Below are 14,970 nucleotides of genomic sequence, written 5' to 3'. Positions count from 1 at the left end.
CTTATACCTACACATATTAAAGAAGCGTTCTGTTTATCCCTATACCTAGTTTTCACACATCACAATACATCGTTATGAGTAAGATAATCGCAGTACACCTTCAGAACGACAGAAACGGTAACACACTTGTATTTCGCCAGTCACTTGAGACATTGGCAGAAAACGGACAGAACATCCATCTTATCACAAACCGGACAGGCGACACACCCGGGTTCCTTTCAGGCTTACCTGGCGTCACCTACCACTACATAAATTATTCGGAACGGGGGAACAAATGGCGCGTATTCTTCAGCTTCCTGCTGGCTCAGTTGATAGTGTTCAGGAAAGTATGGGGATTGCTGGAGCCCGAAGCAAAAGTGTATATCAATACACTACTGCCTTTCGGTGCTGCATGGGCCAGCAGGCTGAAGAAAACGCCAGTTACGTATCACATTCATGAAACTGCGGTTGCCTTTCCTTTGCTCCGCCAGATCATGTTATTCACCGCCAAACGTAATGCACTGCAAGTCGTTTTTGGTTCCCGGTATCTGCAAGGTAAGTTTGACTTCCCTAATTCGCAGAAACATATTGTACACAGCTGCCTGCCTCAATCCTTTGTACAGGAAGCCGTATTACACTCCAATCACGGCTCCCGCAAAACAGTGCTGATGATTGCTCCGCTGGACAAAGAAAGTGGCCTGCCTGAACTGATGCAGCTTGCCAACCTGATGCCGGCAACAAAATTTGAATTAGTTATTGACGCGAGTCAGAAAGATATCGACGCTTATTTTCATGACTATTTTATCCCTGACAATTTGATGGTTTATGGAACACAGCTGAATCTCCATCCTTTCTATCAGAGAGCAGCTGTGGTTCTGAACCTCGCTAACACCGAGCAATACCAGGAAACATTCGACTTCAGTATCCTGCAGGCAATGAGTTATGGCAGACCGGTGATAGTACCAATGGGTGGAGGTGTTAATGAACTGGTAGCGCATGGTTGGAACGGATACCGCATTAGCGGCCACTATGTTGAGAAGGTGCGCAAACACGTAGAACAGCTGCTCAGCAATAAACCGCTCTATGCAGACATGAGTTGTGCAGCACAGCTGGTCGCCTCTCAGTTCAAACCAGAGTTTTTCAAGCAACAGGTAGGAGATCTCTTTTCAGATGGCACCTTTTTTACGCCGCGGAAAAAAGAACAACTCGCAGAAGTACTGCTCTACCCTGCAGCTTTACAGGAATATCTTAACAATGCAATGAACTAGCTGAATATATTACTTAGGGGGACTTTTCAGACAATCAATGTGGTTTTTTTTTAAGGGGTTTGTATTGAACATGTAGATCAGCATCCCGGCCCCGGTGAAATGGAAAAAGTGAGATGAGGGGCCAGGCGATGGCCGAACACTATGCCAGTTTTAGATGAATGTCATCCCGGCCCTGGTGAAATTGAAAAGTGAGGAGACAGGGCCAGGCGATGAATACCAGTCAGATCTTTAATTATCGAAAATATTGTGTTGAGTATGTGGACTTTCATCCCGGCCCCGGTGCAGTTGCTGTCAGTGAGAACGAAAGGGGCCAGGCGATCACAGTACGTTAGAAGAAAATGATTAATCAAACATGGGTGAAACCTTGCCGCTTTAGAGTTAACGTCCATCCCGGCCCTGGTGAAAATGAAAAGTGAAAAGACAGGGCCAGGCGATGTACCAGAACAGATCTTTAGTTATTGAAAATATTGTGTTGAGTATGTGGATTTCATCCCGGCCCCGGTGCAGTTGCTGTCAGTGAAATGGAAAGGGGCCAGGCGATGATTATGTGACAGAGAAAGACATTAATTAGACGTGGTGTGATACCCTGCCGCTTTAGAGTTACGTCCATCCCGGCCCTGGTGAAAATGAAAGGTGAAGAGACAGGGTCAGGCGATGAACACCAGACAGATCTTTAAGAGAATAAAAATATTGTGTTGAGTATGTGGACTTCATCCCGGCCCCTGTGTTGTTGCTGTCAGTGAAAATGTGAGGGGCCAGGCGATGACAGTCAGAAGAACTTAGCGTGAATGTTACTATAACCAGCTTGAGAGTGCTTGATCATGGCCCCGATGCGTGTGGATGAGTGAAGGCAGAGGGGCCTACTTTTTACAATTATTTATCCCATATAGAACAGTGAACTTATAAACAATTTTTGCTTGCCTATTTCATAACAACCCACAGGGCCTCCGGAGCTGCTTTGCAAAAAGTGCAGTAATGGAGGCCTTTTGATTCGATGATGAAAAATTTTCCTAAATTAACGGAAAATTCCATGAATGCTCGATTTCAAGATATTTATTGTTGAGGATGATAAGTGGTACGGCGGATTGTTGCATCATTATCTTAGTCAGAACCCGGACTACGAAGTAACCCTGATCGGATCAGGCAAGGAATGCCTGGCTCAACTTAACCGGAAACCCGATCTCGTTACCATTGATTTCGGCCTGCCCGACATGAATGGCGAGGAGCTTTACAAAAAAATCAAACAGGCTCAGCCCAATTTGCCTGTTATTATCATTAGCGCACAGGAAAGAATCACGACTGCTGTTGACCTGCTCAAAATGGGCGCGGAAGACTATCTCGTGAAAGATGACAATACACAGCAATTGCTGTGGAAAGCCATTATCCGGTTGCGCGAAAGGCTCTCGCTGAAAAATGAAATATCAGAATTGAAGGCCGAACTCAAAACCAAGTATGACTATTCCCGTTCCATTATCGGTAACAGCCCCGCCCTGCAAACTGTCTTTAAAATGATAGATAAAGCTGCAGGCTCTGTTATCAATGTATCTGTCTCGGGAGAAACAGGTACCGGTAAGGAACTAGTCGCCCGCGCTGTACACTATAACTCCGCTAGAAGCAGTCAGCCGTTCGTTCCCGTGAATATGGCCGCCATTCCAAAAGAATTGGTGGAAAGTGAACTGTTCGGCTACGAAAAAGGCGCTTTTACAGGAGCTATGAACAAAAAGATTGGTCGTTTTGAAGAAGCTAATGGCGGCACGCTCTTCCTCGATGAAATCGGAGAAATGGACCTGAACATTCAGAGTAAATTACTCCGCGTACTCCAGGAAAAAGAACTGACCCGCCTCGGTGGTTCTTCAAAAGTCAAACTGGACTTCAGACTTGTCGTAGCTACCCATAAAAACCTTGCGGACGAAGTGAAAAAAGGCAATTTCAGGGAAGACCTATACTACCGTATTGTGGGCCTTCCTGTAACGCTACCACCGCTCCGTGAACGTAAGGAAGATATACTGCTGCTTACCCAATACTTCCTCACCGCCTATTGCAAGGAAAATAAAATAGCAGAGATAAAAGTATCTCCGGCTGCCAGAGACAAACTGGTTGGATATAGCTATCCGGGCAATGTGCGCGAACTGAAATCTGTTGTGGAACTGGCAGCTGTCATGTCAGAAAATAATACCATTGAACCGGAAGATATCACCTTCCTTTCTGGCAACAGCCAGGATGTAGATACTGTCTTGAATACAGAGCTGACCCTCCGCGAATATACAAGACTGATCATCCGCAATTATCTGAAAAGATATAACGACAACGTGCTGCTGGTAGCAGAAAAACTCGATATCGGCAAGTCTACTATTTACAAAATGTTACAGACAGGCGAGATAGAGGGCGCCTAAGAACACTATCTACTATCATGCAACCGGAACACGAATTGTATACTTATACATACCTGTATAAAATAACCAGCACCAGTCCCTCATTCATACATAAAATGATTGGACTCTTTGTATCTTCCCTGGATGAGTACATCTCAGACCTTCAACAACTGCTGCACAGCAAAAACCTCACAGAACTCAAAAAAGTCCTGCACAAGATGAAACCCAGTGTCATGAATCTTGAAGTGAAAGGGGCAGGCGAAATACTACAAAAGGTCAGCGAATCAAAAAGCTGGACTGCTAATACAACAGAGGATATCCGGAAACTACTGGATACGCTGATGCATATCAAACCGCTGATGGAAAAAGATCTGAAGGAACTGGAAGAGGAAATACGAATCAGTAACTAAGATGGAGAAGTTAGAAATGCAGCCTGCCTCCGCTGCATTTCCTGAAAATTACTATTAATGTTTTACTTTGGCCCGCTCATACTGTACCGGCCACTCAAATGATTCCTCTCCTAAAGCATCCGCGGCATGCATCGGGAAGTATGGATCTCTCAAAGACGCCCGTGCAATAAGCACCAGATCGGCCTGCTCATCTGCAATAACTGACGCTGCCTGCTCAGGTGTTGTGATCAAACCCACTGCGCCCGTCAGTATACCCGCTTCTTTCCGGATATGCGCTGCAAAAGGCGTCTGGTACAGCGGACCAACTGTAATCTTCTGATGCGGGGTCAAACCGCCCGATGACGTATCTATCAGATCCACGCCCCTGTCTTTTAATATCCTGGCCAGCGAGGTAGATTCTTCCAGGTTCCAGCCACCCTCTGCCCAGTCTGTAGCCGATATCCGCACGAATAACGGATACTCAGCCGGCCATACTTCTCTCACAGCATCCACTATTTCCAGCATAAAACGTATACGATTGTCAAAGCCGCCGCCATATTCATCTGTACGGTGATTGCTAAGCGGCGAAAGAAACTGGTGAACCAGATAACCATGCGCGCCATGCACCTCTATTACCTTAAACCCTGCCTCCAGGGAACGCTTTGCGGCTGCTTTAAAGTCATGTATGATCCGGGTAATCTCTTCTTTGGAAAGTGCGATCGGCTGACCGTACTTCTCTGAAAACGCAATAGCGCTGGGCGCATAAATCTCCTTCCAACCACCCTGGTCCGGTGGTATCAGCCTAATACCCTTCCATGGCACATCTGTACTGGACTTACGGCCGGCATGTGCCAGCTGAATACCTGGTACTGCTCCCTGTGCCGAAAGGAAGTCTGTAATCCGCTTAAGACCGGGAATATACGCGTCATCCCACAACCCCAGATCACTGGGAGAAATCCTGCCTTCCCTGCTCACTGCAACTGCTTCTGTAATGATCAACCCTGCACCACCTACTGCCCTGCTGCCCAGATGTACCAGATGCCAGTCATTGGCAAAGCCATTCTCCGCACTGTATTCGCACATGGGTGAAACGGTGATCCTGTTCCTGAATGTCACTCCCCTTATCTGCAAGGGGGAAAATAATGCTGCCATTGCTCTAATGTTTGAATTGACGTTTCGGAACAAAAGATAAGGAAATCACCTGGAATTGAGGTTTTTCGACATATGCACTACACAAACATCCCTGATACTGGCAACAAAAGTCATAATAAAAACAAAGCCCCCAGGTATTACCTGAGGGCTTTATTACTAATTGTATAGAAAAAGCAAGCTTAGTCGATACGTCTTACGTTAACAGCGTTCATACCTTTACGGCCTTCCTGCAGTTCAAATTCTACTCTGTCATCCGCCTGGATTTCGTGAATCAGACCATTAACGTGAACAAAAGTCTCCTTATCAGATTCATCGTGAATGATGAAGCCAAAGCCTTTTGTCTCGTTGAAGAACTTTACAGTTCCCTGGAATTTTGTTGTCATTTGTGAAAATTAAAAAATTTGTAAAGGTTAAAGGTAATCCTAAAAGCTGCCCTTTCCAAATAAAACTCGCTAATCTTCAATATTTCCAGGAGCTCCTATGTCCCGGAATCCCTGGTAATTGCCTTCGTCAATTAATTTCCTGCCACGACCTTACCAATGTCTCCATATAGTTGACGGAAGCAACGGCTCGCCGTCTGAAGCGTATCCACAGGCTTTCCTGCCTGTCCTGCCCGGGAGGACTTCCTCCCATAGTACTCATCCATAAAATCCTCCGCACCCGACCATACTGTCTGCATCATTCCCTGATATCGGTCTTTCATAACAGGTGTCGCGGTCTCTCTAAATTGCAGCATATCTTTCAATTGCTGAGATGCAAAGTCCGGTTTTCTCCAGGGACAGGTGATCACACTCAGCCCCTTCATGGCAAAATACACCGGTGTTTTTTCCGGACGGTCATAGTGCCAGTCGCAGATCATTACATCCCTGGGGATCATATCTACTGCCCTGTAGGTATTATTCATACTACCCTCCCACATCCCGATTCCGGTTGTTTTACCGTCAATCAGGCGGTCGCCCCATATCCATAGCGTCCTGCCCTTCTCTGCCAGGTGATTACGCAATAAAGTCACTTCGCCGGCAAACAACTCTGCCTTATCTCTTCCCCCGCAACGCGGACATTTATCTTCGCCCAGGTAAAATACTTCGTCCAGCCCGGCATGGTAGGCCTTGCTTTCAAATACATCGCATAACTCGTCCATTAGCTTGAAAACAACTGTATGCACTTCCGGATGCAGCGGACAATAACTTTTACAATACAACCCGTCCGCATTCGGCCACTCATACTTCGCCGGCATCTTTACCCAGGGTGTCTCGTCAAACTGCGGGTACTTCATCAGCAGGTTGCTGGTCTGGCCTGCCCAGGACTGATGCCCCAGCAGGTTTAATTGTGGGATCAGGTTGATATGGTGCTCCCTGCAAACTGCTACCAGCTTTTTAACGTCTGCTTTGGACAATGCACCGGCATCCCGTAACTCAGGGTAACTTTCGTATTCGTAATTGTATTCCACCCGCAATACCAGTGTATTGACCTTTCGCGTAGCCAGTTCCTCCCGTATAAATTTGACAAATGCATCCAGCGAGGCCTTCCTGGGTGCTGCGATACAAAAACCTCTGACCGGCAGAATACTGTCCGGTACAGGCGCATTATTAGCGGAATGCTGGTACGAGGCGGACCTGAAAGCAGTTAACGCTGCTCCCAACAGGCAGATAAGGAGCACATTTCTAGTCAATGTGGCTTTTAACATGGAATTAATCTTTTAAAACGTGAACTGAATAAAAAGGGCCAGCCCGTTAAAGGCCAGCCCCTGAAAATAATAAAATTCTAATGGACTTTATCGCATATTCAGATCAGCGGCCCCACTGATTTCTGTAGACACCTCTCCCATAAGATTATATCCCTTATTATTCTGCCCGGTGTAGACCTTTACAAAGTCTATTGCCCGTAGCGATACTACCGTTCCGTTCCTGTCAACCGCCCATGATAGATCGAATACATTATACCTGTTTACCGCGTAGGGATCTTTCGTAGCGTCAGTAGCATAATTGTCTGCATACCCCCAGGCAAATGCCCTGTTGATATAAATGCCGTCCTGCTCACCAAACGTTGCCGGCAACCGGCTACCTGTGAATGTCAATGAATCCTGATTAGCTACGAACGCCGGGTAATAGGAATGCTGGTGAAATTCATTGATCTCCACCACACCAGTATTACCCATATTGTCTTTCCAGGGCACATTCACCATGCCCCTGGGGTTATAATAAGTAATGCTGTAATTCCTGATGGTAGAGGCATTCTTATATTCACTGCCGGCCAGTTCATACCAGGTATCATCCGGCAGCCCATTTTCATTTTCATCCCGGCTCACCAGAACAATACCTGGCTCAGACCAATCCCTAGGCGCAGGCAGTGGATTACCATATATCGCCAGATCTGCACCTGCCTGATTGACAATTGAATGGTCAAATCCAAAAATGACATATCCGCCAAAGCTACCTAGCGACAACAACCCTGTCCGGTCTCCGATAATGCTCCTAGCTCCGTCTAATGACCCTGCAGATTCTCCCATAAACTGCCCGGGAGCCGGCAGGTACTCATACACCCTGCTGATAAAGCGGCTGCTCGTATCAGTTACAGGCCGAATCTTCGGTTCTGCGGTGACTTTCAGAAACTCAGTATATGTTACCTCTCCTATCTTACCTGAATAGGTAATTGTGTACAGACCTGCAACGGGTGGCTTAAATACCAGCCGCGCAGTAGTAGCATACAGCGAGTCATTCACCGTCCAGCGATGCGTAATTGCGGCGCTGCCAGTATACACGGCTTCGATAGTGACAGTCTGATTAAGACCGATCACTGTATCGTTTTTGAAGGAAATAGTAACTGTTCCCGGATGGTCACCTCCAATTTCGTCTTTTGAACAGGAAAAAAGGAATATCACCAATATCACCAACAGCAGCAGATTCTGTATTCGCATAGTCTACAAAGTTCCGATTATCTGGGTACAAAAGCAAAATGCGCGGGTATGTTTCCAGTAGTAACACTCCATTTTTTTTTGCCTCCTTTACTGAAGCAATACAATGTGCCGGGCAATAGGTAGTCCTTCGCGTCTGAGACATATATATCCCCGTTTTCCGGGTCTATCGCCATCCCGTATGGGGTTCTGATTTGCTTATCCGTACCGTCAGTAATGAAATTATCAGTCATCTTACGCTCATCCTTCACATTGATGATAGCATAGCTGACCGTATTTCTGTTATTAACATAGCTCCATTCCACGCTGTACACATATGCCGAGTCGCCTGAAATAGCCAGGTTGCTGGCAGATAATGCAAAGGAATCTTTCACCATATCCTGCTTGCTGTCTATAACATACAGCTTCGAGCGGATATTGTAATAGTCGCCCCTGGAAGTAACATACACATCTCCGTACTGATCTGCCTTGACGCGGTGCAGGTTAATAGCCACGTCAATTTTTTTGATCTCTGTGAATGTTTTCATATCTACTACAGATACAGTACGCTCATATCTTGGCGGACTATACCCTCCCGAATTGGCAACATACATCTTATCACCTACGATAGCCATTTCCTCCGGCTGACGGCCAACTGTAACTGTACGTGTCACCTGCAGCGTAGCCGTGTCTATCTCTGCCACAAAACCGGCTCCTGCATTAGCATCGCCTAATGCCGCGGAATAGGAGCTTACATAAGCCTTTCCATTGTAAAACGTAATATAGCGGCAGTTGCGGACACTGATCTGGCCGATACGCCGGGCAGAATGTACATCCAATACTTCCACCTTGTCAGACATATTGATCACCACATACAGCTTACTGCCATAGATCCGGATGTCATTGCCTACGTCCCCCATCTCTTTGGTAGCACCGGGATTGATTTCACTGTAAATATTACGCTTGTAAACGCCGGTACTCCTGTCATAGTAGTCCAGCGTGGCCAGGTTCATCCCCATATTCCCTTCATTCAGCAGATAAAATCCGTTACGCAGCGTGTCTGGTTGCCCAACCGGTGTTTCTTCACCCGGAATCACCTCCTTCCCTTTACGGCACGCACTCACGGCCATCATTGCTGACAATGCTATCAGCATCAGGCTACGAGTCGATATGAGTTTCACAAAAATTTGCATGTATCAGAAGTTTATACTGGCAGTAAGACGGTAGTATCGTCCCGGCATCGGGTAATTAATGACTACATCGTAGTACTGGTTAAAAACATTATTGAGCTCCCCTGTCAGTTTGATCAGGTTACCTTTTAACAGGAAACTGGTGGTTACAGACAGGTCACTGGTATACCATGGCTCCAGGTAGTACATCGGGATATTGGTATTCAAAAAATACCTTTCCCCTACATAGATAAAGCTGTAATTGATATCCCATTTATTCCAGGAAGCGTGTGCGATGAAAGAGCCGCTTTGCACCGGCACATAGGCAATCTGGTCTTTGTAGTTCACCTCCAGCGGTTCGGATGCGTCCAGGGCTTTCTGGTAAGTATATTTTATAGAGAAATCAGTATTCACCTGCGACAACAGCTGCGGCGATACCTGCACGCTGGCATCAATACCATAGATATCTACACTACCGATGTTCTGCATCATCCATTGGAAGTTGCGCCCAGGAGCAGCGACAATTTTATCTTTTACATGACTGTAATAAGCGTCTGTCTGCAAGGAGAAAAACCGGATAAAACCTTTGGAATTATGCGTATACCCCACACCTGCATTATACTGCCTGGTATGCTCAGGACGCAGATCGGGGTTACCGATGGTGCTATAGTACATGTCATTGAAAGTCGGCATGCGGAAGATGCTTTTATAAAAAGCGCGCAGCTTCAGATCTTGCTGCTGAAAAGGCTGCCAGGACGCCAGCACTGTTGGCCGCAATGCAGCATAGTCTCTGCCAGCGTTATACAGCTTCGTCTTTTCGTTGATAACGGTGGCCAGTATGTTACCCTGGATCTCTACCTGCCCGAGGTGCAGCTGTGTAGCTGCTGCCGCAAGGGTTGTGTAACGGGTAGGAATAGCAAACCGGTCCAGGTTGACTGCCGTCATTTCATTTAGCTGAAAGTCTGCGGATAAAGCAACATCCCAGAAGTCGGTGATCTTGTATTGATTAGCGGAGGAAAAATAATACTCATTCTGCCGGTAGCGGTTCATAAGTGCACCGTAGTCAGCGATGATAGACGTATCAAGATAGCGCACGTAATCATACATATACTTTGCATTGAGCTGCATCGTATACCGCCGGCCAAATCGCTTGTTATAGGAAGTTTGTACAAACAGGTTTCTGTCCCACTGATGTTGTCCATTCAGGAACTTATTACTGACAATAGCCCCCGGCAATCCACGGCTGGAATTGTAGTAGTATACTTTCGCGTGCCAGGTGCTGCTGTCTCTGAGCTGACCGAATAATCCGGCTTCGACCCTTGCCGCATCAATACCGGCATTCTGCCTGACAGCAGTCGTATCATAGGTACCATTTGTGTACCGGAACTGATACCGTCCGTGACCATGCATCCACTCGCTGCTTACTACGGCAGATACCTTGTCAGACAGTCGCTGTTCAAGCCTGACAGACGGGTTAAATAATCCAAAAGAGCCGGTTTTGAGAGCCACTTTGCCGTGTGTATTCTCTCCTTCCGCAAAGACAGGCTTACGGGACTGCAGGTAGATGGCAGAAGCAGAAGCAAACCCTTTTGCGGGCTGCAGAATAGCACCTTTCTGGGCATTGTAAAGATCTATCTGCTCAATATTATCCAGGGAGAAACGCCCCAGGTCTACTGTCCCATTTTGTGCATTGCCCAGCTGGATGCCGTCATAGAAAACACCTACATGATTAGTACCCATACTACGCACGTTCAGGGTCTTCAATCCACCGAGACCACCGTAATCTTTCAATTGCACTCCTGAAAAGAAACGTACGGCATCTGCCACAGACAAACTATTCATTTTCTCCAGCGCCCTGCCACTAAGCGTCTGTACCGGAGATACTGAATTGATTTTATTGGAGAAGATAGTCACCCCCTGCAACATCCGGGCAGCAGCAGTATCCTTGGAAACTGCTGCTGCGGGTGCAGGTGTACCTTTATCCTGCGCATAGAGATGCTGGCTGGCAAGGGCCAGACAGGAAAGTAATATGTACAGGCGACGCTTCAATTGCTGTTAAGATATTTTACGGTTGAAACACAGGCATTCCCGGGAAGAAATATCCACGGTAAGAAGTGGCATGCAACTGCTCTCCGGTAGTAGCATTATGAATATATAGCTGGTTGTTGATATCCGCGCCATACATGTTCGTATTACTATTCAGCACCAGGTAATTTCTTGCTTTATCATATGCAATACCTTTCCCGTAGAAATACTGGCCAGCTGGCAAAGTAATGAACGGAGAAGTCAGAGAAGCCGCGTTGCCCGGCACATATTTGTATACCTGATTAGCGCCGGATATCACGTAAATAGCGTTTTCGCTGGTAGATGCAGTGATTGAACTGTTGTAGTAGGTATATTCATTGTAATACACCGGAAAACCAGTCGTGATACTGTCCACCTCCAATGTTGCAGGGTTGATCTTTTTCAGCTGCGTGGCAGAAGCGGCCCACAGACTACCATCTTTGCTTTCTACAAAGCCCGCAACGGCTGTACCCAGTTTCCTGGCAACAGAGTAATCAGCAGCATTCAGTGCGATGATGCCTTCCTTCGCAGACATCACAAAAATGTAATTTCCACTTTTGATCATATCCGTCACTTCTCCGTTAATACCACTCACCGCCTCACCCAATGTCAGGGTGGTCAGGTTCACGGGATACACGCCGGCAGCACTACTCAATAATCCGGTAGTTTCGTTAATACCTACAAAGGCGCGGCCATCGTTCGCTGGCAAGTCTGCAATACGGCCGGTCTCTTTCAGCGTTACCGCGTCAGCCACAACCAGTGGACCGCCAAATTTACCTACAACATACAGTTTGCCATTATGAATAGCGCCAAACTCCATAGTAGAGGTTAAAGGCCCCATCTCTTTACCCGGATTCTCCGCAGCATATGCATATTCATAGACAGTATCCTTACCATAATCGTAGAAGTTCACATCCCCACTTTTTACGCCATAGTTACCTTCGCTGATGATAAAGAAACCATTCTCGTATTTACGCCATACATGGATCTTGTAGGTAACTGTGCTTTTACCCATTGTATTGCTGGCTTCAAACACGATCTCAAAATCGCCGCTGGCGACAGGTTTAAAACTGAAAACGGAGTCTGTACCGGATGGCGTATTGTTTACCGTCCATTTATAGGTAACATCCGATTTTACGTTTACCGCCGGATGCAGCAGCGTACTATCTCCGATATAGAGACTGTCAGTCGTCTTACCAGCGGTCGCCTGCGGAGAAGGGATCACAATATCATCATCATTCTTACAGGAAGCAGCTGCCAGCAGCAAACCACCAAATAACCACGTGCGTAGATTTTTATACATACATCTTGTTTTTATCGGGATGATCAATTCCCCGGCAACTCTTTACCCAAACAGGCCATCCGTTCGCACCGGGGAACGCTGCCAACGGATGTTTAGAAATAAGTCTGAAACGAACCAAATCCGGTTCCGGTAACAGCCGTACTTTCACCCGAAGTAACAGGATGTCTGTTGCACGTGGCAGGTCTTCTGACTTTCCTGCTTTTCCCGGGCCTTCCCATCCCTCAGGGATAGTGGCAATGGAGCGTGATGCCGGGAAAAACGAACGCTTATTAACGATACAGGATTACAGCTACGGGGATAGTTCCGGACTCACACCGGATTCCCTATTAATTCACCTTCTGGTGAAACCAAATGCGGCACAAACCTACTGTAAGGGTAGTTAATAACCAAAAAGAAAAATACGTAGTATCTTGCGGCAAATTCAAAACTGTACTGTTGAAACAACTTATCCTGTTTGTAGCTTTCCTCTACGGGGGCTATTCCAGCTATGCCCAAAGCCTGCTTAATAAAACGGTTACCATCACTGCAGATCGTAAGCCCCTCTCCCTGGTGCTTGATAACATTGCTATGCAAGGCGACTTTCACTTCTCCTATGTTAAAGAATTTATTCATGATGATAGCCTGGTAACAGTCAATGTCACCAACCGGTCAGTCAAACAGGTGCTGGACATACTCTTTCAGGGCAACTTTCAGTTCCGGGAAATAGGTAATCAGATCATCATCCAGCCGGGTGCTTCTTCAAAAGAAAAATGGTATGTTATCACCGGATATATCAGGGATGCCAATACCGGACTACCTATCGCCAACGCCAGCGTTTACGAAAATATGCTGCTGATTTCTACGCTAACCAATGAACAGGGTTACTTCAGGATACGCTTGCGTGAAAAAGAACGGACTGCGGCGCTGCTGACTGTCAGCAAAGAGCTTTACCGGGACACCATTATGCTGGTGCCGGCGGGACATGATCAGGAAATGACGGCGCATATCAAACCAGCTGCGCCTATCCAGCTGTCAATTGTAGACGTGAGTCAGCATACGCATGTCGAACAGACCTTCTTCGGCCGCTTCTTCCTCTCCTCCCGCCAACGTATGCAAAGTCTTAACCTGAGTGACTTCTTTACCCGGCAACCCTACCAGTATTCTATTGTACCGGCCCTGGGTACACATGGTAAGTTAGGCTCTCAGGTAGTCAATAAGTTCTCACTGAACCTGATTGGCGGCTATACTGCTGGCTTAAGCGGCGTGGAGATGGCAGGTATCTTCAATATTGACCAGAAAAGTGTGAAGTGGGTGCAGCTGGCAGGCGTCTTTAACATCGTCGGCGGCCGGCTTACCGGCGCTCAGGTAGCGGGAGTACACAACCATACCATGGACTCTCTGAACGGAGCACAGATCGGCGGGGTAAGCAATATCCTCAAATATGGCTTCCAGGGCGCACAGATCAGCGGAGCCTATAATCAGACCGGTGGAGACGCAAAAGGCGCACAGATTGCAGGCGCTGTCAATAATGCTGCCGGACATCTCAAAGGTGCACAGATCGCCGGTGCTGTTAATCTGAACCGCGATTCTGTCAACGGTGCGCAGATTGCCGGGGCCATAAATGTAGGATGGCAGAACATCAGTGGGATACAGATTGCCGGCGCTATCAATATGGGCAGGAAAGATATGAACGGTGTACAGATTGCCGGAGCTGTGAACTACCGCAAAGGCGGCGGTGGCGCACAAATGGCCGGTGCTGTCAATGTCAGTATTGATACTGCCAAAGGCGCTCAGATAGCAGGAATCGTAAACTATGCCACCGTACTGAAAGGCGTGCAGATCGGCATAGTTAATTACGCGGATTCTTCTGACGGATACAGCCTCGGACTATTAAATATCGTCAGAAGAGGATACCACCAGGTACAGATCTATCACAACGAGATCTTCGATCTGAACATCGCTTACAAGTCTGGCAGTAAGCGGTTTTATAGTCTGCTGATTGCAGGCATGAAACGCGGCACCGCAGACGCCTATACTTTCGGATATGGCATCGGTCATCCTTTCAGATTATCTGCCCGATCAGAAATCACAGCAGAGGTGACCTCCCAATATGTTTACCTGGGCAACTGGGAAGCGACCAATTCACTGATACGACTGCAGACTGCCTGGAACCGGCGACTGAGGAAAAACATTACCCTGTTTGCCGGACCTTCCTTTACCCTACACTACACTGACAAGCAATATACTGCCGAGCCGGGATATCTGGACAAGCTGCCGGTACATTACAATCCCTTTACATTCAGTAATGCCGTAACGGCCTGGTTCGGATGGCATATTGGCCTCGGGTTTTTCTAAGATAATTTGGTAAATTTGCGGCTTCAATTTTTTAAACGGTTAAATTA

General features: G+C 47.0%; 11 protein-coding genes and 1 riboswitch. Of the genes, 4 read left to right on the top strand and 7 right to left on the bottom strand.

Annotation, left to right across the window (positions count from 1 at the left end; genetic code table 11):
- Positions 1–74 precede the first annotated feature (74 nt).
- The 3 genes from K1Y79_RS21040 (at position 75) to K1Y79_RS21030 (ending at position 4,029) form a co-directional block, all read left to right on the top strand.
- The gene (locus K1Y79_RS21040) at positions 75–1,247 is read left to right on the top strand and encodes a glycosyltransferase family 4 protein (RefSeq protein ID WP_220252165.1); all 1,173 of its coding nucleotides are present in this window, start codon (positions 75–77) and stop codon (positions 1,245–1,247) included.
- 1,034 nt (positions 1,248–2,281) lie between these two features.
- Entirely contained in the window at positions 2,282–3,640 is a 1,359-nt protein-coding gene (locus K1Y79_RS21035; RefSeq protein ID WP_220252164.1) for a sigma-54-dependent transcriptional regulator, read from the top strand.
- A 95-nt stretch (positions 3,641–3,735) separates the two neighbouring features.
- Positions 3,736–4,029, top strand: a complete 294-nt coding sequence (locus K1Y79_RS21030) for an Hpt domain-containing protein (RefSeq protein ID WP_220252163.1) — start codon at positions 3,736–3,738, stop codon at positions 4,027–4,029.
- A gap of 54 nt (positions 4,030–4,083) precedes the next feature.
- On the opposite strand, the gene K1Y79_RS21025 is transcribed toward K1Y79_RS21030, so the two are convergent.
- From K1Y79_RS21025 to K1Y79_RS20995, 7 genes are all read right to left on the bottom strand, one after another.
- Positions 4,084–5,160, bottom strand: coding sequence for an NADH:flavin oxidoreductase/NADH oxidase (locus K1Y79_RS21025; protein WP_220252162.1), 1,077 nt, complete (start codon positions 5,158–5,160; stop codon positions 4,084–4,086).
- A gap of 179 nt (positions 5,161–5,339) precedes the next feature.
- Complete coding sequence (locus tag K1Y79_RS21020; RefSeq protein WP_220252161.1) at positions 5,340–5,543, bottom strand: cold-shock protein; 204 nt, start codon at positions 5,541–5,543, stop codon at positions 5,340–5,342.
- Positions 5,544–5,674: 131 nt separating this feature from the next.
- Positions 5,675–6,847 (bottom strand): family 20 glycosylhydrolase, encoded by a 1,173-nt coding sequence (locus K1Y79_RS21015; protein WP_220252160.1) that lies wholly within the window; start codon positions 6,845–6,847, stop codon positions 5,675–5,677.
- Between the two features lie 87 nt (positions 6,848–6,934).
- On the bottom strand, positions 6,935–8,077 hold the full coding sequence (locus K1Y79_RS21010; RefSeq protein WP_220252159.1) for a hypothetical protein: 1,143 nt from the start codon (positions 8,075–8,077) through the stop codon (positions 6,935–6,937).
- Between the two features lie 17 nt (positions 8,078–8,094).
- Complete coding sequence (locus tag K1Y79_RS21005; protein ID WP_220252158.1) at positions 8,095–9,246, bottom strand: YncE family protein; 1,152 nt, start codon at positions 9,244–9,246, stop codon at positions 8,095–8,097.
- Positions 9,247–9,249: 3 nt separating this feature from the next.
- Positions 9,250–11,271: a TonB-dependent receptor plug domain-containing protein gene (locus tag K1Y79_RS21000; RefSeq protein WP_220252157.1), complete on the bottom strand. Its 2,022-nt coding sequence runs from the start codon at positions 11,269–11,271 to the stop codon at positions 9,250–9,252.
- A 16-nt stretch (positions 11,272–11,287) separates the two neighbouring features.
- A complete protein-coding gene (locus K1Y79_RS20995; protein ID WP_220252156.1) occupies positions 11,288–12,589 on the bottom strand; it encodes a DUF5074 domain-containing protein in 1,302 nt (433 codons plus the stop codon).
- Between the two features lie 159 nt (positions 12,590–12,748).
- Positions 12,749–12,956: riboswitch (cobalamin riboswitch) on the bottom strand.
- Positions 12,957–13,024: 68 nt separating this feature from the next.
- Here K1Y79_RS20995 and K1Y79_RS20990 point away from each other — a divergent pair.
- Positions 13,025–14,923 carry an STN and carboxypeptidase regulatory-like domain-containing protein gene (locus tag K1Y79_RS20990; protein ID WP_220252155.1) on the top strand — a complete coding sequence of 633 codons (1,899 nt, stop codon included), beginning with the start codon at positions 13,025–13,027 and terminating at the stop codon, positions 14,921–14,923.
- Positions 14,924–14,970: the final 47 nt, after the last annotated feature.

The organism is Chitinophaga rhizophila (assembly GCF_019492185.1).
Classification (GTDB): Bacteria; Bacteroidota; Bacteroidia; order Chitinophagales; family Chitinophagaceae; genus Chitinophaga; species Chitinophaga rhizophila.
The sequence above is the reverse complement of the archived record's forward strand: the minus strand, read 5'-3'. Positions and strand labels throughout refer to the sequence as shown.